Annotated in this window: 15 protein-coding genes; 8 read left to right on the forward strand and 7 right to left on the reverse strand. The window is 72.4% G+C overall.

Annotation, left to right across the window (positions count from 1 at the left end):
- Window positions 1–116: 116 nt before the first annotated feature.
- Complete coding sequence (locus tag ABGB11_RS39345) at window positions 117–1,622, forward strand: ABC transporter family substrate-binding protein (protein WP_347640616.1); 1,506 nt, start codon at window positions 117–119, stop codon at window positions 1,620–1,622.
- A gap of 3 nt (window positions 1,623–1,625) precedes the next feature.
- Here ABGB11_RS39345 and ABGB11_RS39350 read toward each other — a convergent pair whose 3' ends face one another.
- The 5 genes from ABGB11_RS39350 to aceB form a co-directional block, all read right to left on the reverse strand.
- On the reverse strand, window positions 1,626–2,342 hold the full coding sequence (locus tag ABGB11_RS39350) for a hypothetical protein (RefSeq protein ID WP_347640617.1): 717 nt from the start codon (window positions 2,340–2,342) through the stop codon (window positions 1,626–1,628).
- Window positions 2,343–2,451: 109 nt separating this feature from the next.
- Entirely contained in the window at window positions 2,452–3,738 is a 1,287-nt protein-coding gene (locus ABGB11_RS39355) for a heterodisulfide reductase-related iron-sulfur binding cluster (protein WP_347640618.1), read from the reverse strand.
- Entirely contained in the window at window positions 3,738–4,931 is a 1,194-nt protein-coding gene (locus ABGB11_RS39360; RefSeq protein WP_347640620.1) for an FAD-binding oxidoreductase, read from the reverse strand. Before ABGB11_RS39360 ends, ABGB11_RS39355 begins: the two co-directional genes overlap by 1 nt.
- Entirely contained in the window at window positions 4,931–6,376 is a 1,446-nt protein-coding gene (locus ABGB11_RS39365) for an FAD-linked oxidase C-terminal domain-containing protein (protein WP_347640622.1), read from the reverse strand. Before ABGB11_RS39365 ends, ABGB11_RS39360 begins: the two co-directional genes overlap by 1 nt.
- A 162-nt stretch (window positions 6,377–6,538) precedes the next feature.
- On the reverse strand, window positions 6,539–8,146 hold the full coding sequence (gene aceB / locus ABGB11_RS39370) for a malate synthase A (RefSeq protein WP_347640623.1): 1,608 nt from the start codon (window positions 8,144–8,146) through the stop codon (window positions 6,539–6,541).
- A gap of 220 nt (window positions 8,147–8,366) precedes the next feature.
- Between aceB and hflX the strand changes: the two genes are divergently transcribed.
- The 3 genes from hflX (at window position 8,367) to ABGB11_RS39385 (ending at window position 12,391) form a co-directional block, all read left to right on the forward strand.
- Entirely contained in the window at window positions 8,367–9,803 is a 1,437-nt protein-coding gene (hflX, locus tag ABGB11_RS39375; RefSeq protein ID WP_347640625.1) for a GTPase HflX, read from the forward strand.
- A gap of 455 nt (window positions 9,804–10,258) precedes the next feature.
- Window positions 10,259–11,473, forward strand: coding sequence for an imidazolonepropionase (gene hutI / locus ABGB11_RS39380; RefSeq protein ID WP_021592993.1), 1,215 nt, complete (start codon window positions 10,259–10,261; stop codon window positions 11,471–11,473).
- 72 nt (window positions 11,474–11,545) lie between these two features.
- On the forward strand, window positions 11,546–12,391 hold the full coding sequence (locus tag ABGB11_RS39385; protein ID WP_347640626.1) for a DegV family protein: 846 nt from the start codon (window positions 11,546–11,548) through the stop codon (window positions 12,389–12,391).
- 1 nt (window position 12,392) lies between these two features.
- Here the strand turns inward: ABGB11_RS39385 and ABGB11_RS39390 are convergent, their stop codons facing one another.
- Window positions 12,393–13,142 (reverse strand): AraC family transcriptional regulator, encoded by a 750-nt coding sequence (locus tag ABGB11_RS39390; RefSeq protein WP_347640627.1) that lies wholly within the window; start codon window positions 13,140–13,142, stop codon window positions 12,393–12,395.
- Window positions 13,143–13,210: 68 nt separating this feature from the next.
- Between ABGB11_RS39390 and ABGB11_RS39395 the strand changes: the two genes are divergently transcribed.
- The 4 genes from ABGB11_RS39395 (at window position 13,211) to ABGB11_RS39410 (ending at window position 18,314) form a co-directional block, all read left to right on the forward strand.
- Window positions 13,211–14,521, forward strand: a complete 1,311-nt coding sequence (locus tag ABGB11_RS39395) for an MFS transporter (RefSeq protein ID WP_347640629.1) — start codon at window positions 13,211–13,213, stop codon at window positions 14,519–14,521.
- A 66-nt stretch (window positions 14,522–14,587) separates the two neighbouring features.
- Entirely contained in the window at window positions 14,588–15,292 is a 705-nt protein-coding gene (locus ABGB11_RS39400; RefSeq protein ID WP_347640631.1) for a ComEA family DNA-binding protein, read from the forward strand.
- Between the two features lie 251 nt (window positions 15,293–15,543).
- Window positions 15,544–17,634, forward strand: a complete 2,091-nt coding sequence (locus ABGB11_RS39405) for a ComEC/Rec2 family competence protein (RefSeq protein ID WP_347640632.1) — start codon at window positions 15,544–15,546, stop codon at window positions 17,632–17,634.
- Window positions 17,635–17,876: 242 nt separating this feature from the next.
- On the forward strand, window positions 17,877–18,314 hold the full coding sequence (locus ABGB11_RS39410) for a hypothetical protein (RefSeq protein WP_347640634.1): 438 nt from the start codon (window positions 17,877–17,879) through the stop codon (window positions 18,312–18,314).
- On the opposite strand, the gene ABGB11_RS39415 is transcribed toward ABGB11_RS39410, so the two are convergent.
- On the reverse strand, window positions 18,285–19,949 hold the full coding sequence (locus tag ABGB11_RS39415) for a serine/threonine-protein kinase (RefSeq protein WP_347640636.1): 1,665 nt from the start codon (window positions 19,947–19,949) through the stop codon (window positions 18,285–18,287). The two genes, ABGB11_RS39410 and ABGB11_RS39415, sit on opposite strands and share 30 nt — an antisense overlap.
- Between the last annotated feature and the right edge of the window lie 184 nt (window positions 19,950–20,133).

The following is a 20,133-nucleotide window of genomic DNA, read 5'->3' on the forward strand; positions in this document are numbered from 1 at the left end:
CCGGATGCTCTGCCGCTCCTACCTCGATGACCGGGACGTCCGAGCCGTTGCCCGCGTCAGATGTGAACCCGACTCCGCGCGACCGTGTCATCGATGGCGGGACGCTGCACTGGCCATTGCCCGAGTTCCCATCGCAGTGGAACTTCCATCACGTCAACGGCACGCAGGGAACGGTCGCTCGCGTCATCCACGGCGTCCTGCCCTATCTGATGCGCTCCGATGCGAAGGCCGTTCCGCATCCGGTCCCGGAATATCTGGAGTCGGCCAGGGCCGAGCGTACGAAGCACGGGCAGACCGTCACCTACCGGCTCAACCCGAACGCCAGATGGTCGGACGGCAGGCCCATCGGATACGCCGATTTCGTCGCGCAGGCCCATGCCCTGTCGGGACGGGACTCGCGCTACGAGGTCTCCACCACCACCGGCTACCGGAAGATCAAGCGCATTGAACGCGGCGCGGACGAGCACGTGATCAAGGTGACGTTCACGAAGCCGTACGCGGAGTGGCGCAGCCTTTTCAGCCCTCTCTATCCGGCCGGCGCCTATTCGACCGCGCGCGCGTTCAACACCGGCTGGGTGGACCGGCTGCCCGTCACCGCGGGCCCGTTCGGAATCCAGACGATCGATCGGACGGCCAAGACCATCACCGTGGTGCGGAACCCGGATTGGTGGGGCGCCCCGGCGAAACTCGACCGGATCGTGTACCGCGCCATGGACACCAGTGCGATGCCCGGCGCGTTCGCCAACGGCGAGATCGACCTGATGGACATCGGGCTCGACGCCGGCGCGCTGCAGCGCGCCGGCGGGGTCGACGGCGCCGCCGTCCGGAGGGCGGGCGGGCCCGACTGGCGGAACCTCACGTTCAACGCGGCGGGGCCCGTCCTGTCCGACGCGCGCGTACGGCAGGCGATCGTGCTCGGCATCGACCGGCGGGCCATCGCGCGGTCCGACCTGTCCGGCCTCGGCGTGCCGGTCGAGACGATGGGCAACCACTTCTACGTCAACACGCAGGAGGGCTACCGGGACAATTCCGGAGCGCTCGGCAGGTACGACCCGGTACGCGCCCGCAGGCTCCTGGACGAGGCGGGCTGGAGGCTCCAGGGCAGGTACCGCGCCAAGGCCGGACGGACGCTGTCCCTGCGCTTCGTGGTGCCGTCCGGAGTCCCGATCAGCAAGCGCGAGGGGGAGCTGACGCGCGCGCTCCTCGAGCGGATAGGCGTCCGGGTGGACGTCGAGGTCGCCCCGTCCGATGACGTCTTCGACCGGTACGTCACGCCCGGGAACTTCGACATCGTCCCGTTCTCCTGGCTGGGGACGGCGTTCCCGGTGTCGCCGATGAAGGCGGTGTTCGCGCGGCCGGACGGCCGCGGCGTCCGGCAGAACTACTCCCGGACCGGAACCGCCGCGATCGACGCGGCGATGGACCGGGCCATCGCGGAGACCGACCCGGCGCGGGCCCGCGCCCGGGTGAACGAGGCCGACGCGCTCATCTGGCGGCAGGCGTCGGTGCTGCCGCTCTACCAGCGGCCCCAGCTCGTCGCGGTCCGGGCGGCCCTGGCCAACCTCGGCGCCTGCGGCTTCCTGGAGCCGGCCTACGAGGACATCGGGTTCACGCGGCGGTGACCGTCAGGGGAAGGCGAGCCGGATGCCCTTCCGGTCGCTGGTGTAGCGGGCGTTCCACACGTAGACCTGCAGGTCGTCGGCGGAGAGGCCCTCCTTGACGGGCAGGTCGGAGGCGATGCGGACGACGTAGGAGGCGCCCGCCGGCATCATCGCCGTGCCGTTGTCGTCGACCGGTGCCTTCGACCCGTCGACCAGACCGGTGATCTTGCTGTGGTTGGGCAGCGTGCACATGTCGTCGGCGATCCCGGCCTGCGGCATGCACCGCTCCCGCGCGTCCTCCGGCACCTGCGCCTTCGGCATGAACAGGTCGGCGGGGTAGTCCAGCAGGACCGGCCGCCGCTGGTTGTTGGTGAGGACGTAGTCGGCGTAGGCGTACGTCGTCCCGGACGGCGGGGCCTCGGTCGCGCCGAGCGGCTGCCGGTTCGTCCCCGCCTTGACGGCGGCGAGGGTGTAGCCGTAGCCCTCCGGCGTGGTGAAGTTGACCGGCGGGCCGGTCTTCGGCGCGGGCACGGGCGTGCCCTGCCGGCTCGCGCCGCCCTGGCTCGCGAGCGCCGGCTCGGTGGACTCCCGCTCGCCCGTGCCGGGCCGCAGGTACACGATGGCCCCGGCCACCGCGGCGATCCCGATGGCCCCGGTCAGTGCCCCGGCCAGGCCGAGCCTTCCCGAATGGCTCTTCTTCCTCCGGCGGTGCGAACGGTACGGCTGGTGGCTGTTCGACATGGTCGTGCGTGCTCCCTCGGGCCCTCTCCAGGCTCAGTCAGCGCGTCCTGTCTCCGGCGGCAGGACACGATACCGGACGCCCGGAACGACGGCGGTCCAGGTCAGCGGGCTACGAACGGCGCGCGACGAGGGGGTCGCGGCCGAGTCCCCGCAGGGAGGCGTCCAGCACCTGCGCGGTGTGCGCGACGGCGATGCCGGCGCCGCGCCGGTGCAGCGCGGTGGCGATCTGCATCGAGCAGCCGGGGTTGGCGGCGACCAGTAGTTCGGCTCCGGTGGCGTCCACGTTCACCGCCTTGCGGTCGCCGAGTTCCCCGGCGGCCTCCGGCTGGAACAGGTTATAGGTCCCCGCGGAGCCGCAGCAGATGTCCGGCTCGGCGATCTCCCGGACGGTCAGCTCGGGGATCCCGGCGAGCAGTTCGCGCGGCTGGCTCCGCACCCCCTGGGCATGGGCGAGGTGGCAGGCGTCGTGGTAGGCGACGGTGACCGGAAGTGGCCTGCGGGGCGCGCGGGGCCCGAGTTCCACCAGGTATTCGGCGAGGTCACGGGTCTTGGCCGAGAGCGCGTCGGCGCGTCCCGCCCAGGACGGGTCGTCCGCGAGCAGCTCCCGGTACTCCTTCATCGCGGACCCGCATCCCGCGGAGTTGACCACGATGACGTCGGCGGTCTCGAACGTCTCGATCGTCTTGCGGGCGAAGGCGCGGGCCTCATCCGCGCGCCCGGAGTGCATGGACAGCGCGCCGCAGCACCCCTGGTGCCTCGGGATGAGGACGTCGCAGCCCTCCATGGCCAGCACGCGGGCCGTGGCCGCGTTGACGCCGGGGAAGAACTCGCCCTGGACGCAGCCGGTCAGCATGGCGACGGTGGCGCGTCGCCCGCCGCGCGCGGCGACCCGCTCGGGCAGCCGGGGCGCCGCGCCGAGGGGAGGCGCGAGCCGCTCCATCGCGGCGAGGGACGGCGAGATGCGCTCCAGTACCCCGCTGCGGCGGACGAGCCGCTCCAGGCCCGACTTCTGGTAGGCGCGGAGGGGGCCGCGCAGAGCGCGAAGCCTCCGCTTATAGGGGAAGAGCTGGAAGACCAGCTCCCGCAGCGCCTTCTCCTTCAGCGGCCGCGGGTGCTCCTGCTCGACGTCGGCGCGGGTCGTCTCGATGAGCCGGTCGTACTGCACCCCGGACGGGCAGGACGTCACGCACGCCATGCAACCGAGGCAGCGGTCGAAGTGCTCGACCATCGCGTCGCTGAGCGGCTCGCCCTCCACATGCTGCTGCATGAGGTGAATGCGTCCCCGTGGCGAGTCCATCTCCTCGCCCCACAGGACGTACGTCGGACACGTCGGGAGGCAGAAACCGCAGTGCACGCAGTCGTTGAGCAGGTTCGGGAGGTCGTCCTGGGAGCTCATCAGATACCTCCTGCGAAACGGCCGGGGGACAGGCGGTGGCCGGGGTCGAACTGGTCCTTCACCCGCCGCATCAGCGTCAGCGCCGGAATCGGCCCCCACAGGTCGATCTCGCCGCGCACCTCCTCCGGCGCGTAGCGGACGACGGCGTGACCGCGGTGCCGGGCGAGGATCTCCCGCAGGCGGCCCAGAACGCCGGCCACCTCGTCCGGTTCCAGTGACGGCAGGCCCACGTGACCGTGGCCGCTGCCGGTCCAGGTGACGGCGGCGTCCGGGCCGAGGGCGGTGAGGACGTCGCGGAGCGAGGGCGGCGGGGCGGCGATGTCGATGAGGGTGGTGCCGTCCGGATAGAGGCCCCAGCGGTCCGGCGCCGTGTCCACGATCTCGGCCTTCTCGCCGAGCAGTTCCACGGCCTGCCTTGAGCGCTCGGCGACACCGTCCGGTACCCCCTCCAGGAGGACCGCGACCGTGCCCGGGCCGATGTACTCGACCGCGCTGGGCGCCACAGGGGCGTGCAGGACGCTCTGGACCGCCTCGTGCGCGCCGTCGGGTCCGTCCACGGCGCACGTCACGTACGCGGACGCGGCGGGGACCGGATGCAGCCGGAACGTGGCCTCCACGATCAGGCCCAGCGTCCCGAAGGAGCCGGTGAAGAGCCGCCCCAGGTCGTACCCGGCGACGTTCTTGACGACCTTCCCGCCCGACCGCGCGATCTGCCCGTCCGCCCGGACGACGGTGAGGCCGATGACGAGGTTCCTCGGCGTCCCGTACAGGAACCGCAGGGGACCGGCCGCGCCCGTGGCGATCGTGCCGCCGACCGTGGACCCCGGCAGGGGGACGTCGAGCGCGAGCCGCTGCCCGCGCTCCGCCAGTTTCTCGCCGAGCCGGTCCATCGGCAGCCCGGCCTCGGCCTTGGCGACCAGGTCTCCGGCGGTGTGCTCGACCAGCCTGTCCAGCCGGTGGGTGTCGACCAGCAGATCGCACCGTCCGGGAGGCGTCCCCCAGTCGAGGCGGGTCTCCGCCCCGCGCGGCACGACGGCGAGGTCGTGCTCGGCGGCGGTCCGCATCACGTCGGCGGCCTCGGTCAGGTTCTTCGGCGCCGCGACGAGCGCCGGCTCCACGCCGAGCACGCCTTCCGCGGGCTCACCGGGCCGCACGTCCCCGCAGACCTTCGCCAGCGCGTCCAGGGGCCGCATCAGAAGATGTCCGCCTTTCCCTCGAACGGGTGGGGGCCCTTGCGCTTGCCGGGGACCTCGCCGCAGAGGCGCGGCGTGGGGAAGACCTTCCCCGGGTTGCACAGTCCCGCGGGATCGAAGCCGCAGCGGACCATCTGCATGGTGTCGAGGTCGGTGTCGGTGAACATGCGCGGCATGTAGCGGGACTTGTCGACGCCGACGCCGTGCTCGCCCGTGATGGAGCCGCCGTGCTCGATGCACAGATCGAGGATCGCGCCCGACACCTCCTCCGCGCGTTCCTCCGCACCGGGCTCGGAGTCGTCGAACAGCACCAGCGGATGCAGGTTGCCGTCCCCGGCGTGGAAGACGTTCGCGACCCGCACCCCGGACCGGGCGGACAGGGCGTCGATGCCGGCGAGGACGTCCGGGAGCACCGTGCGGGGGATGACGCCGTCCTGGACGAGGTACGCCGGGCTGATGCGGCCGACCGCCGCGAACGCGGACTTGCGGCCCTTCCAGATCAGCGCCCGCTCCGCGTCGTCGGCGGCGATGCGGATCTCGAACGCGCCCGCGTCCCGGCACAGCCGCTCCACCTCGGCGAACTGGGCGGCCACCTCGGCGTCCGGGCCGTCCAGCTCCACGATCAGCACCGAGCCGGCGCCCGGCGGGTACTCGCAGCGCACCGCCGCCTCCGCGGCCTCGATCGCCAGCGCGTCCATCATCTCGATCGCCGCCGGGACGACGCCCGCCCCGATGATCGCCGACACCGCGGTGCCGCCCGCCTCGATCGAGTCGAACGCCGCCAGCAGCGTCTGCACCGTCTCCGGCACCCGCGTCAGCCGCACCGTGATCTTGGTGGTGATGCCGAGGGTGCCCTCCGCGCCGACGAACACGCCGAGCAGGTCGTAGCCGGGCCCGTCCGCCGACAGCTCGACCAGCTCGCCGTCCGGCGTGACGACCTCGCAGGCGAGCACGTGGTGCGCGGTGAACCCGTACTTCAGGCAGTGCGCGCCGCCGGAGTTCTCCGCGACGTTCCCGCCGACCGAGCAGATCTGCTGGCTGGACGGGTCGGGCGCGAAGTAGTACCCGTACGGCCGGACCGCCCGCGTGACGTCCAGATTGATCACGCCCGGCTCCACCACCGCCCGCTGGCCCGGGATGTCGATCTCCAGGACTCGGCGCATCCGGGAGGTGACGATCAGCACGCCGTCCGCCCGGGGCAGCGCGCCGCCGGACAGGCCCGTCCCGGACCCGCGCGCCACGTAGGGGATCCCGGCCGCCGCGCACTCCCGGACGATCGCGGCGATCTGCTCGGCCGTGTCGGGCAGCACGACGACGCCGGGCGTCGACCGGTGGTTGGTGAGGCCGTCGCACTCGTACGTGCGCAGCCGCACCGGATCAGTGATCACCCGGTCCGCCCCGACGATCTCCGCGAGCCTGGGCCCGAGCGTGCGCAAGGAATCCATCACCTCCACAATCCTCCGCCCCACAACCTCCCGCAAGATCCCGCCCCCGCTCCGTAGCCGCGAACCCCGAAAGCCTCTTGGGGTTCGAAGCCCAGCCGGGGTCACGGGCAGGCGCGGAGCGACCGGCTCGTGACGGGGGTTCCAGGGGGCGCCCCCTGGGAGTTATGGGAACTGCTTGTACGCCGGGATGGTGAGGAACTCGGAGTACTCGTCGGCCAGGGTGACCTCCTTGAAGAGGGTGACCGCCTGGTTGTAGCGGGGCTCGTTGTAGGCCCGCCCCAGCTCGTCGCGGATCTTGCCCAGTTCCTCGTCGAGCAGCCGCTCCACCCACTCCTTGGTGATCTTCTGGCCCTCGGCGGTGGAGACGCCGTTGTAGATCCACTGCCACACCTGGGAGCGGGCGATCTCGGCGGTGGCGGCGTCCTCCATCAGGTTGTGGATGGCGACCGCGCCGGCGCCGTCGAGCCAGGTGGCGAGGTAGCGCAGCGCCACGTCGATGTTGTTGCGCAGGCCGGCCTCGGTGATCTCGCCGGGGGTGTCCTTGACGTTGAGCAGGTCGGCGGCGGTGACGTGCACGTCCTCGCGGAGCCGGTCCAGCTGGTTCGGCCGGTCGCCGAGGACGCCGTCGAACACCTCGCGGCAGACGGGGACGAGGTCGGGGTGGGCGACCCAGGAGCCGTCGAACCCGTCACCGGACTCGCGGGTCTTGTCGGCGCGGACCTTCTCCAGCGCGACCTTGTTGACCTCCTCGTCCCGGCGGGAGGGGATGAAGGCCGCCATGCCGCCGATCGCGTGCGCGCCGCGCTTGTGGCAGGTCCGGACGAGCAGCTCGGTGTAGGCCCGCATGAAGGGCGCGGTCATCGTGATCGCGTTGCGCTCGGGGAGGATGAACTCGGTGCCCCGGTCGCGGAACTTCTTGATCACGGAGAAGAGGTAGTCCCAGCGTCCGGCGTTGAGGCCCGCGGAGTGGTCGCGCAGCTCGTAGAGGATCTCCTCCATCTCGAACGCGGCCGGGATCGTCTCGATCAGGACGGTCGCGCGGACGGTGCCGCGCGGGATCTCCAGGGCGTCCTGGGCGAAGTCGAACGCGTCGTTCCACAGCCGCGCCTCAAGATGGCTCTCCATCTTCGGCAGGTAGTAGTAGGGGCCCTTGCCCTTGGCCAGCTGGCGGCGCGCCGAATGGAAGAGGTACAGGCCGAAGTCGAACAGCGACCCGGACATGGGCTCGCCGTCGACGAGGAGGTGCTTCTCCTCCAGGTGCCAGCCGCGCGGCCGGACGACGATCGTCGCGAGTTCCTCGTCGTCCTTGAGGGCGTAGGTCTTGCCGCTCTTGGCGTCGGTGAAGTCGATGGTGCGGTCGAGGGCGTCCCGGAGGTTGAGCTGGCCCTCGATCATGTTGTTCCACAGGGGCGTGTTGGCGTCCTCGAAGTCGGCGAGCCACACCTTGGCGCCCGAGTTCAGTGCGTTGATCGTCATCTTCCGGTCGGTCGGACCGGTGATCTCGACGCGGCGGTCCACCAGGCCGGGCGCCGGTTCGGCGACGCGCCAGGAGCCGTCCTCGCGGACGCCGGCGGTCTCCGGCAGGAAGTCGAGCGTCCCGCCTTCGGAGAGCCTGCGCTGCCGTTCCGCGCGGGCCTCCAGCAGTTCCTTGCGCCGGGCGCCGAACTCGCGCTGCAGGGCGGCGAGCAGGCCGAGCGCCTCGGGGGTCAGGATCTCCTCGTAGCGCTCGCCGAGGGGTCCGGTGACCTCGATGCCTTCCAGTCCAGCCATCAGCTCGCCCTTTCGTATAGCGAAATTCGACTTCTGTTACGTGGAGAACGGTACTCGGCGGTGCGAGGCCCGGTCAAAGGGGGTCCCCGGCTGCCCCTCCCCGCGCCGGGCGGGGTCAATCCCGGCGGAACGCCGGTTATAACCGCGTGACCACCGGGGACGATGCGTGAGACGATCGCCGGGAAGACACGGCCGCGATGCGGCGTTATACCGAGGACATATGACTCAACCTTTCTCTGCAGACCAGACCCACGTTCCGGAAGGCATCGAGTACGAGCCCCTGCCGGGCGAACTCGATCTGGAAGACCGCCGGGCACTGCGCCGCGTCGCGGGCCTGTCCACCGAGCTGACCGACGTCACCGAGGTCGAGTACCGCGCCCTGCGGCTGGAGCGGGTCGTCCTCGTGGGCGTCTGGACCGAGGGCACGGCCGAGGCGGCCGAGAACTCCCTGCGCGAGCTGGCACTGCTCGCCGAGACCGCGGGCTCGCAGGTGCTCGAAGGGCTCGTCCAGCGCCGGTCCCGTCCCGACCCGGCCACCTACATCGGCTCCGGCAAGGCCGCGGAGCTGCGCGACGTCGTCATCTCCACCGGCGCCGACACCGTCATCTGCGACGGGGAGCTGGCCCCGAGCCAGCTGCGCCACCTGGAGGAGACCGTCCAGGTCAAGGTGATCGACCGGACCGCGCTGATCCTCGACATCTTCGCCCAGCACGCCAAGAGCCGCGAGGGCAAGGCGCAGGTCGAGCTGGCGCAGCTCAACTACCTGCTCCCGCGGCTGCGCGGCTGGGGCGGCAACCTGTCCCGGCAGGTCGGCGGGCGCGCCGCGGGCGGCATCGGCATCGGCGGCCGCGGTCCCGGCGAGACCAAGATCGAGCTGGACCGGCGGCGGATCCGCACCCGGATGGCCAAGCTGCGCCGGCAGATCGCCGAGATGTCCAAGGCGCGCGACACCAAGCGCGGCGAGCGGCGCCGCCACCAGGTGCCCGCCGTCGCCATCGCCGGCTACACCAACGCGGGCAAGTCGTCGCTGCTCAACCGGCTCACGGGCGCCGGGGTGCTGGTGGAGGACGCGCTGTTCGCCACCCTCGACCCGACCGTCCGGCGCGCCGAGACGCCCGGCGGCCGCGCCTACACCCTGGCCGACACCGTCGGGTTCGTCCGGCACCTGCCGCACCAGCTCGTCGAGGCGTTCCGCTCGACGCTGGAGGAGGTCACCGACGCCGGGCTCGTCCTGCACGTCGTGGACGGCTCCGACCCCGACCCCGAATTGCAGATCGACGCGGTGCGCGAGGTGCTGCGCGAGATCGACGCCGACCGGATCCCCGAGATCGTCGTCATCAACAAGGCGGACGCCGCGGACGAGCTGGCGATCGCGCGCCTGCAGCGCCGCGAGCCGCACAGCGTCGTCGTGTCCGCCCGCACCGGGTTCGGCATCGAGGAGCTGCGCGCCGCGATCGAGGCGAACCTGCCGGGGCTGGAGAGCGAGCTGCGCCTCCTGGTGCCCTACGAGCGCGGCGACGTCGTCGCGCAGGTGCACGACAGGGGCGAGGTGCTCAAGCAGGAGCACGTCGCCGAAGGGACGCTCCTGCACGCCCGGGTGCCGGCATTTCTCGCCGGCGAGCTGGCCCGGTACGAGACCGTCTCACCCACGGTCTGAATATCCTTTCCGCCGGGCCCCTTTCCGCGGGGCCCGGTGGATTTCGGGACTGCCGGGACGATCGTTTCGGGGACGTCCAAAGGCGTCTCCTGGTCGCCGAACGGTGACAGCTTGCCCAATCCGCTTGACGGTCCGGTTGAAATCCGTACCGTCGTAGAGCTAGGGGCGGGGTGATGGGTGTTGATGCGCTGCGATCAGAGGTTGTCCGACGGACCTTCAGTGCACTACCGTGACGAAACCGATATCTCCGGTCTCGTTGCCGATGGTGGCCTCCCGGTCACCCGACCCTCCAGCGGTGGAGTCGCCGGCACCCAGTCGGCGTTTCGGATCGAGAGCAGGTGGCCCAACCATGGCAGGTCCGAACCCCGGCACGAGGGCAGGCGGCCCCTTCCAGCGCCACACGGCGCCCGGTTCCGCGCTCCGGCGCGCATGGCCCCACCCAGGTCGGTGACCCTATGACGGTACGGCTGTTGACGAACATCGGCAGGCTCTGGACGGGCACCGACGTCTGCAGCAACGCCGCCGTGCTCATCCACGACGACCGGGTCGTCTGGGCCGGCCCCGCGTCCGACCTCCCGCAGAGCGTCCCCGGCATCATCGACGACATCGTCGACGTCGACCACGTGGAGAACCTCGGCGGCGGCCTCGTCACCCCCGGCCTCATCGACGCGCACTCGCACCCCGTCTACGCGGGCAACCGCTGGGCCGAGCTGGCGATGCGCACCAGCGGCTCGTCCCACTCCGCCATCACCGCGGCCGGCGGCGGCGTCAACTCCACCGTGACCGTCACCCGGGGCACCGACCCCTGGACGCTCTGCAACGGCGTCCGCGAACGGCTCCGCCAGTGGATCCTCGCCGGCACCACCACCGTCGAGGCCAAGACCGGCTACCACCTCACCCGCGACGGCGAACTGGCCGACATCCGGATGCTGCGGTCGCTGGAGGGCGAGCCGTCCATGCCCCGGATCCACGCCACCTTCCTCGCCGCGCACATCCTGCCGCCCGAGTTCTTCGGGCGCCGCCGCGACTACATCGAGGCCGTCCGGCTGTGGGCCGGCGACGCCGCCGTCGCGGGCGCCGACAGCATCGACGTCTACTGCGACGAGGGCCACTTCACGGCCGAGGAGGCGCGCGCCCTGCTCCTCACCGGCAAGCGCGCCGGCCTGAAGGCGCGCATGCACGCCTGCGCCAACGAGCGCATCGGCGCCGCGCAGGTCGCCGCCGAGGTCGGCTGCGCGTCCGCCGACCTGCTCACCCAGGCCAGCGACGACGACATCAAGGCCCTCGCGCACGCCGGCGTCACCGCCACCGTCTGCCCCGGCAGCTCCCTCAACAGCAGCCGCGCGCCCGCGCCCGTCCGGCAGATGCTCGACCGCGGCGTCACCGTCGCCCTCGGCACCGACCACAACCCCGGCCAGTGCGGCATCACGTCCATGCCCCTCGTCATCGGGCTGTCCGTCGCGATGTTCGGGCTGAGCGTGAACGAGGCCCTGCGCGCCGCCACCCTCGGCGGAGCCGCCGCGCTGCGCGTCGGCGACCGCGGCTCGCTCGCGCCCGGCATGCTCGCCGACCTCGTCCTGTGGGACGCCGACCACGAGGGCGCGTTCGCGTGGGCGTTCGGCCTCCGTGCGCTGCGGGTCTGGCGCGGCGGCGTCCCCGTCCAGCCCTGACCCGCTCCTCCCGGCCGTGAGGCCGGCCGCCGTCCGCGACGCGCCGGGCGTGCGGCGGGTAATGTCGCCACCATGGGCAGTGCGGTCGCGGTCGTCACGGATTCCACCGCCTACCTTCCCCCGGGGCTCGCCGAACGGCACGGGCTGACCATCGTCCCCCTGCAGATCGCGGTCGGTGGCGCCACGCGGGACGAAGGCGACATCACCACCGCCGAGGCCGCCCAGGCGCTGAAGGAATGGCACCCCGTCACCACGTCCCGTCCGGCCCCCGAGCGTTTCGCCGACGCCTACAAGGCGGCCGCCGCCTCCGGAGCCCGCGCGGTCGTGTCCGTGCACCTGTCCTCGGCGATGTCCGGGACGGTGGAGGCGGCGAGGCTCGCGGCCGGGGACGCGCCCGTCCCCGTCAGCGTGCTCGACAGCGGCACCATCGGGATGGGGCTCGGTTTCGCCGCCCTCTCCGCGGCGGCCGTGGCCCTGGCGGGCGGGACGCCGCAGGAGGCCCTGTCCGCCGCCGCACGCCGCGCCGAGCTGACCCGGTCCCTCATCTACGTCGACACCCTCGAACACCTGCGGCGCGGCGGCCGGATCGGCGCCGCGGCCACCCTGGTCGGCTCCGCGCTGATGGTGAAACCGCTGCTCGACATCGCCGACGGCCGGCTCGTCCCGCTGGAGAAGGTCCGGACGTCCTCGCGGGCGCTCGCGCGGCTGGAGGAGCTCGCCGTCGCCGCGGCGGGGGACCGCAGCGTCGATCTGGGCGTGCAGCACCTCGCCGCGTCCGCCCGCGCGGAGACCCTCGCCAACCGCCTCCGCGAACGCGTCCCGCACGTCCAGGACGTCTACGTCGGCGAGGTCGGACCGGTCATCGGCGCCCACGTCGGGCCCGGCATGCTCGGTGTCGTCGTGGCGCCGCAGCTGTGAGTCAGGCGGTCAGGAGGCGGCGGAGCGCGGCCGGCGGGCGGCCGGTCTCCGCCTTGACCGTCCGGGTGAGATGGGCGTGGTCGGCGAAACCGAGGTCGGCGGCGAGGCGGGACAGGTCCTGCTCGCCCTGCTCGATGCGGTCGAGGGCCCGCCCCACCCGGATGCGGTTGCGGTAGCGGGTGACGGACATGCCGGTCTCCTGGCGGAACGTCCGGCTCAGGTGGGACGGAGAGACCTCCAGAAGCCGGGCCAGCGAGACGAGGCTCCCCGCCCGGGAATGGTCACCGGAGATGGCCTCCCGGGCTTCGTCGGCCAGCGCGCGCCGCTTCCCGCCCTGCTCGTCCAGACCCAGGTGGACGAGCAGGCTCATGAGCCGCTCGGCTGTCTCGTACGTCACGTCCGGCCCCGCTCGCAGGAGAAGCCGGTGGGCCACGTCCGCGCGCGCGCCGACTCTGACCGTCCCGGAAGGCCTGCGGGCGATGCCCGGGTGCAGCGTGATGGCCGTGCACACGTCGCCGCCCGCGGGATGCGCGAACTGGCCCTCCTCACCGGGCGCCTGCGCGTAACCGGTCGCGGGGTCGGCCACGACCCGCCCGTACCGCGACCGCATGCGGAACCTTCCCGCCCGCACCAGGACGATCTGGTGGGCGGTGGACGGCTCGGGTTCCGACCAGCCGGGCCGATGGCCGGCGCAGCGCACCGCGTGGACGGCGAAGCCTTCCGCCTCCGCCACGGTCGTCGACTCGTGCATGCCCGCCATCGTACGCAGGGGCAAACATCTTCAAGCGCCCTCGCCGGGGCACCGCGCACACTCGCGGAATGGCGAAACGATGGCTGCTCGTGGTGCTGCTCACGGGCCAGACGATGGTCTCGATGGACGGCTCCATCGTGGCGGTGGCCCTGCCCGACATCGCGTCCGGGCTGCACGCGTCGGGCGCCCTGCTGCAACTCGTCACAGGCGGATACATCTTCGCCCTGGCCGTCCTGGTCGTCACGGGGGCGAGGCTGGGCGACAAGCTCGGTCACCGCACGATGTTCTTCCTCGGGCTGTTCGGTTTCACGGCGGCGTCCTTGGCCTGCGGGCTGGCGCCGAACGGCGCCGTCCTTGTCGCCGCGAGGGTCTTGCAGGGCGCGTCGGCCGCGTTGCTGCTGCCACAGGTTCTGTCGCTGATACAGCTCTCCTTCGAAGGACCCGCCCGTGCGCGAGCGCTCGGCCTGTACTCGATGGTGCTCGCGCTTGGGGTCGCACTGGGGCAGATAGTGGGCGGCGTCATCGTGACCGTCGGCGGTAGCTGGCGGCCCATCTTCCTCGTGAACGTGCCTGTCGGCGCACTGCTCCTCGGCATCGGTCCCCGGCTCATGCCCCCGGCGGCCGGAAAGAAGGTGCGCTTGGACATCACTGGTGTCGGGCTGCTCTCCTTTGGGATGGCGGCGTTCATCGTGCCGCTCGTCCTGGGGAGGGAGCAGGGGTGGCCGTTGTGGACGTGGCCGTCCTTGGCGGTGGGGTGTGTCGTGCTCGGCGTGTTCTGCGCCCACGAGATGAGGGCCTCGTCGCCGTTGCTGGACCTCTCCGTGCTGCGCAGACGCTCTGTACGTCCAGGGCTGTTCGCTGCGTGCGCCGTGATGGGCGCCTACACGGGGTTTCTGTTCACGCTCGCCCTCTACCTGCAGAACATTCTCCGCTTCTCACCGCTTGAGGCAGGGCTGACGTTCATCCCGTACACGGTCGGATTCGCCACGGCGGGGCTCGGCTGGACGCGTCTGCCCCTGCGGGCACGGACGAACCTCCCCACCATCGGCCTGCTCTGCTTCGCCGTCGCCGTGTCGATCCTGTCGGTGCTCACGGGAGACGGCTGGCCGGTGTTCCTGTCGGTTCCCCTCCTGTACGCCGCCGGTGCCGGCCATGCGGCGGGGTTCAGCCCCCTCGTCGACCGGATCACCGGGGCGGTGGGGCCCGCCCAGGCGTCCTCGGTGTCCGCGCTCACCAACACCGGGACGCTGCTGTCGAACGTCCTCGCGATCGCCCTGTTCGGCGGCCTCTACCTTTCGGAACCCGGCACGCTCACCCACGTCACGGTGCCTCTGGCGGCCCTGCTCGTCCTCGCCGCGGCCGTCGCGAGGAACCGTTGACCCGGAGTTGTCCACAACCAGCGGTTCCCCGGCGGCCGATCTCGGCGGCTCCTTAGCGTCGGCGCCATGAGACCCGACGCGCAGGACCGCCTCCAATCCCTGACAGGGCGGTGGAAGCCGCCCATCGACCCACCTTCTGCCCTGTCGCGGTCGACGCCCGAGCGGCCGCACATCCGCGTGCTCGTGCTCGTCGGCGTCATCGCCGCGCTGGCCGGAGCCGGCTACCTGTGGCTCGCCCGGCCCCGCCCCCGGCCGGCGGCGCCCGGCCCGCCGGCGAGCGCCACGCTCGCCGAACCGCGCCCCGCTCCGACGGCCACCCCGGCGGCGGCCTCGTCCTCGGTGGTGGTGCACGTCCTCGGCAAGGTCGAGCACCCGGGCGTCATCACGCTGCCGTCCGGCTCGCGCGTCGCCGAGGCGATCAAGGCCGCGGGCGGGGTGCGGAAGGGCGCGAAGACCGGCACCCTCAACCTCGCCCGGGTGCTGGTCGACGGCGAGCAGATCCCGGTCGGCATCCGGGCGCCGTCACCGTCCCCGCCCGCCCCCGGCGGTGCGGCCCCGCCCGGCCCGGGCGCGCCCGGCGCCCCGCTCGACCTCAACACCGCCACCGCCGACCAGCTGGACGACCTCCCCGGCGTGGGGCCCGTCCTCGCCCAGCGCATCGTCGCCTACCGCACCGAGCACGGCGGCTTCCGCACCGTCGACCAGCTCCAGGATGTCAGCGGCATCGGCGCCCGCCGCTTCGCCGACCTGAAACCGAAGGTCCGCGTGTGACCCACGACCTGCGCCTGCTCGCCCCGGCCCTCGCGGTCTGGCTGACGGCCGCCACCACGATCGGGCTGCCCCCACCCGTCGTCTACGCCGTAGCGGCAGCCTTCGGCGGAACGTCCCTGTACCTCCTGACCACCAGCCGAAGACGGACCCCACCCAACGCCCCGAGGCGCGATCCTGCGGGAGATGCGCGTTTTCACGCTCCCGGCCGTACGGAGAGGAATCGGTCCGGGCGGAGGGTGATCCTCGGGATCGTGCTGGCATGCTCCGCGGCGTCGGCCGCCGGGGTGGCGTTCCGGACGACCGCCGTGAGCGAGGGCCCGGTCCGCGCCCTCGCGCATGCCGGGCGCTTCGCGCCGGCCGAGGCGGTCGTGACCGCCGATCCGCGGGCGAAACCGGGCAACGAGCGGCGCGTCATCATCGTCCGCGCCCGGGCGGAGGCCGTGGAGAGGACCAGGGTCCGCGTCCCCGTCCTCCTGATCGCGGGTGACCCGCGCTGGCTCCGCCTGGTGCCCAGCCAGCGGGTGCGGCTTCGCGGGCGGTTCGTCCCGCCCACAGGCCCCGGCCTGCTGGCGGCGGTCGTGATCGTGCGCGGGCCGCCCACCGTCCTCGGCCCTCCGTCCGCGATCCAGCGCACCGCCGAGCACGTGCGGGCGCGGCTCCGGGCGGCCGTGGCGCGGCTCCCGCCCGACCAGCGCGGCGTCCTGCCCGGCATGATCGTCGGCGACACCTCGCGCCTGCCCCCCGATCTCGCGGACGACTTCCGGACCGCCGGGCTCACCCACCTGCTCGTGGTCTCCGGCGCGAACCTGGCGATCGTCATCGGGGCGGTGCTCGGGCTGTGCCGCCTGGCGGGCCTCGGACACCGCCGGGCCCCGCCCGTCGCCGTCCTCGCGGTCTTCGCGTTCGTCGTCGTCGCCCGTCCGGAACCGAGCGTCCTGCGCGCGACCGTGATGGGCCTGATCGGCCTGCTCGCGCTGTTCACCGGGCGCCGCCGCCAGGGCGTCCCCGCACTTGCCGCCGCCGTGCTCCTCCTCGTCCTCATCGACCCGGAGCTGGCGCGCTCGTACGGCTTCGCGCTGTCGGTGCTCGCGACCGCAGGCCTCCTCGTCCTGGCGCCGCCATGGCGCGACCGCCTGGCCCGCCGCCTCCCCGGCCCCCTCGCGGACGCCCTCGCCGTCGCCGCGGCGGCCCAGGTGGCCGTGGCGCCCGTCCTGGTGATGCTGTCCGGCGAGATCGGCGTGCTCGCGGTCGTCGCGAACCTGCTGGCGGCCCCCGCCGTCGCCCCCGCCACCCTGCTCGGCGCCCTGGCCGCCGTCACCGCCCCCGCCTTCCTGCCGCTCGCCCGGGTGATCGCGTGGCCCGCGGGCCTCGCCGTCGCCTGGATCATCCGCGTGGCGAGGACCACCGCGGCCCTGCCCTACGCGACGATCCCCTGGACCACCGGCGGGCTCGGCGCCGTGACGTTCCTGCTCGCGGGCGGCGCCGCGGTCCTGCTGCTGCGCAGCCGCCGCCTTCGCCTGTGCGCGGCCGCGGCCATGACCGGTGTCCTCGCCGCGGTCGTCGCGATGCGCGTCCTGGCCCCCTCCTGGCCTCCGCCGGGCTGGCAGATGGTGGCCTGCGACGTCGGCCAGGGCGACGCGCTGGCCCTCTCCGCGGGCCCGGGCCAGGCCGTCGTCGTGGACACCGGTCCCGAGCCCGCCCTGGTCGACGGCTGCCTGCGACGCCTCCACATCGAGGACGTGCCGCTGCTCGTCCTGACCCACCCGCACGCCGACCACATCAACGGCACATCCGGCGTCCTGAACGGCCGGAACGTCCACTCGATCCTCACGACGTCCCGTACGTCCGGCCGCGAAGCCCGCCTCACCGACGGCCTCCCGGTGCGCCCCGCCCAGGCCGGCCAGCAGTGGCGCATCGGCGAGCTGACCCTGTCGATCCTCGCCCCGCAGACCACCGGCCCCGCGCTCTCCCCGAAGGACGACGGCACCACGATCAACAACGCGAGCGTCGTATTCGTCGCCCGCAAACCCGGCTTCAGCGCCCTCCTGGCAGGCGACATCGAGGCCGACGCCCAGCGCGCCCTGGAGTCCGCCGTCCCCCGCGTCCAGGTCCTGAAGGTCCCTCACCACGGTTCCCGCAGCCAGGCCCCGGGCTTTCTGGCTGCCGCACACGCTCCCGTCGCCCTGATCTCGGTAGGCGCCCGCAACGACTACGGTCACCCGTCCGAAGCCACCCTCAGACTCCTGCAAGGCCTTCACACTCAGATCCACCGCACAGACATAGAGGGAGACGTGGCCATAGTCCACACCCGAACAGGCGTAACAGCCGTACCTCGCCACTGACCACTAACTCACCGCCGCCTCCCCAGCGCCGACCCGACGGATGGCGCCTTCACCGAGCCGATGTCCGAGGCCCAGCAGCTCACCCTGGATTCGGCGATGACCCCACCGCGGATCTCCTTGGTCAGCCGTACCACCAAGTCACGAACCGCGTCCCGACCCGGTCGACTACCTCGACATGCTCCGCGGGACGTTCGGCTCCGGCCTCACCATGAGCCTGGCCCGGCTGGGGCACCGGCAGGAAGATGCCCGAGGAGATCTACGCGAGCGGCCCGTTCAGGTCGCTGGAGAAGTCCGCCGCCGACTGCGCGTACCTGATCAACGACGTGTTCTCGTACCAGAAGGAGATCGAGTTCGAGGGCGAGGTCCACAACGCCGTCCTAGTCGTCCAGAACTTCTTCGGCTGCGACTACTCAACCGGGCTCCGCATCGTCGCCGACATGATGGCCGGGCGGGTGCGGCGGTTCCAGCACATCGCCGAGCGGGAGCTGCCGGTCCTCTACGACGACTTCGGCCTGTCGGACGAGGCCCGCGCGATCCTGGACGGCTACGTGACCGAGCTGGAGAACTGGTTGTCGGGTATCCTCGTCTGGCACCGCTACATCAAGCCCGACCTCGTCCGCCACCACGGCCCGAGCCCGTTCGGGCCCGGCTCAGCGCCAGCGCGCCTCGTTCAGCACTGAGGGAATGTCCGGGATGTCGTTCCGGTCGACGATCAGGATCCTCGATGTCGGCAGGAACCACTCCCGCTGCGTGAAGCTGATCGCGGCGCTGCCGTCGGTCCTCGCGCACTGGACGTCCCACTGGCGGAAGTCGGATGTGTGGCCCGTTCCGATGGGCACCAGGGTCCTGGACGTCGGCGCCTTCGGCGTCTTCGCGAGGGCCTCGGGATCGCCCGGGCACGGCGCCGCCCCGCTGGACGGGAAGTAGTACGACTTGCCGGTGTAGGGGCGAAACCCCTCATCCCCCCGCGAGATGTGCTGCTCCCCGAAGACCCAGAAGCCCTCGCAGCCGCCATCCCCCAAGAACTGCGCCTTCGGGTCGGGGCACCGCCCGGTGATCACGTGGGTGGCGCCCTCGACCTGGACGGCCCTCCAGCCGGGCGCGAGCTTGAGCCCCATCCGGTTCTGAAACCAGGTCACCCCCTGGTCCGAGGGCGTCTTGGACGAGGCGACCTTCCCCTTCGTCACGTCGGGGCCTCGGGTGGGCGACTGGGCCCCTGCTTCCCCCTGTCCTCTCTGGGGCTGCGAACCGGAGTCCTTGATGTCGGGCCAGAAATAGTACGCGACCGCCGCTCCGGCCAGGGCGGTCACGATCACGGCCACCATGGCGCTGACCACGGCGGACCCGCGTCCCCCCCTCGCGGGCGCGGTCTGCGTGCTCGGCGAGGGAGGCGCGGTGTAGGGCGCGGCCGTCACGTCGACGCCGTCCGGCGCGGCGGCGGCCGTGCCCTCCTGAAGCGCGGTGGCCGCGTCGGCGCCCGTCGCCGCCGGGAGGTCGCCGTGCCCGAGCAGGTGCATCAGCACCTCCCGGGCGGACGGACGGTGCTCGGGGTCCTTGCTCAGGCAGACCGCGACCAGCGAGCGCAGCGGGCCGTCCAGGAACCTCAGGTCGGGCTCCTCGTGCAGGATCCGCTGCATCACCGCCGCGATGACGTCCTGCCCGAACGGCGGGCGTCCCGTAGCCGCGTAGACCACGGTCGCCGCCCACGCGAACACGTCGGCCGCCGGGCCGGGGCGGAGCCCCTTCAGCTGCTCGGGCGCCATGTACGCGGGCGTGCCCACCACCCCGCCCGTCATCGAGGCGTCGGGATCGTGAACGCGGGCTACCCCGAAGTCGATCACGCGCGGGCCGTCCGGGCCGAGGATGACGTTGCCGGGCTTGAAGTCGCGGTGCACGATCCCGGCCGCGTGGATCGCGGTCAGCGCCGTCACCGTGCCGATCGCCAGCCGGTTCAGAGCCGTCCCCGCCAGCGGCCCGTAGTCCGCGACCGCGTCGCGCAGCGAATGCCCCTCGATGTACTCGCTGACGATGTAGGGGACGTCGCCCTCGACGTCCGCGCTGATGATCCGCGCGGTGCAGAACGGGTCGACCCGCTGGGCGGCGGCCAGCTCCTTGGCGAAGTTCTTGCGGGCGTGCTCCCACCCGCCGGCGTCCCGGCTCAGCCGCCCCTGCAGCAGCTTGACCGCGACCTGGCGTCCCGCGTCCGACTCGCCGAGCAGGACGACGCCCTGGCCGCCCTCGCCGAGCCGCCGCACCATCCGGTAGCCGCCCAGGGTCGTGGGGTCCCCTTGCCGCAGGGGGCCGGTCTGTGGCATCGCGAATCTCCAGGAGGACGGGTGGCGCGGGGAGTCGGCCCCCATCGTAGGCTCCGGCCTAGTACTACATCACTAGATCTGTAGGACTTGGAGGTGTAGGCGTCGCCGGAAGTGGCTTCGGCGTGCTCGGGCCTGATGCTCGCGGCGGATGATCGACCAGTGCAGGCCCTGGTCAATGACCTGG

The organism is Actinomadura sp. B10D3 (assembly GCF_039871695.1).
Lineage (GTDB): Bacteria > Actinomycetota > Actinomycetes > Streptosporangiales > Streptosporangiaceae > Spirillospora > Spirillospora madurae.

Excerpts from the sequence above, each read along its gene's own strand:
- ABGB11_RS39350 (WP_347640617.1), bottom strand. The coding sequence starts at position 2,342 with ATGTCGAACAGCCACCAGCCGTACCGTTCGCACCGCCGGAGGAAGAAG.
- ABGB11_RS39355 (WP_347640618.1), bottom strand. The coding sequence starts at position 3,738 with ATGAGCTCCCAGGACGACCTCCCGAACCTGCTCAACGACTGCGTGCAC.
- ABGB11_RS39360 (WP_347640620.1), bottom strand. The coding sequence starts at position 4,931 with ATGCGGCCCCTGGACGCGCTGGCGAAGGTCTGCGGGGACGTGCGGCCC.
- ABGB11_RS39365 (WP_347640622.1), bottom strand. The coding sequence starts at position 6,376 with ATGGATTCCTTGCGCACGCTCGGGCCCAGGCTCGCGGAGATCGTCGGG.
- aceB (WP_347640623.1), bottom strand. The coding sequence starts at position 8,146 with ATGGCTGGACTGGAAGGCATCGAGGTCACCGGACCCCTCGGCGAGCGC.
- hflX (WP_347640625.1), top strand. The coding sequence starts at position 8,367 with ATGACTCAACCTTTCTCTGCAGACCAGACCCACGTTCCGGAAGGCATC.
- hutI (WP_021592993.1), top strand. The coding sequence starts at position 10,259 with ATGACGGTACGGCTGTTGACGAACATCGGCAGGCTCTGGACGGGCACC.
- ABGB11_RS39385 (WP_347640626.1), top strand. The coding sequence starts at position 11,546 with ATGGGCAGTGCGGTCGCGGTCGTCACGGATTCCACCGCCTACCTTCCC.
- ABGB11_RS39390 (WP_347640627.1), bottom strand. The coding sequence starts at position 13,142 with ATGCACGAGTCGACGACCGTGGCGGAGGCGGAAGGCTTCGCCGTCCAC.
- ABGB11_RS39395 (WP_347640629.1), top strand. The coding sequence starts at position 13,211 with ATGGCGAAACGATGGCTGCTCGTGGTGCTGCTCACGGGCCAGACGATG.
- ABGB11_RS39400 (WP_347640631.1), top strand. The coding sequence starts at position 14,588 with ATGAGACCCGACGCGCAGGACCGCCTCCAATCCCTGACAGGGCGGTGG.
- ABGB11_RS39410 (WP_347640634.1), top strand. The coding sequence starts at position 17,877 with ATGCCCGAGGAGATCTACGCGAGCGGCCCGTTCAGGTCGCTGGAGAAG.
- ABGB11_RS39415 (WP_347640636.1), bottom strand. The coding sequence starts at position 19,949 with ATGCCACAGACCGGCCCCCTGCGGCAAGGGGACCCCACGACCCTGGGC.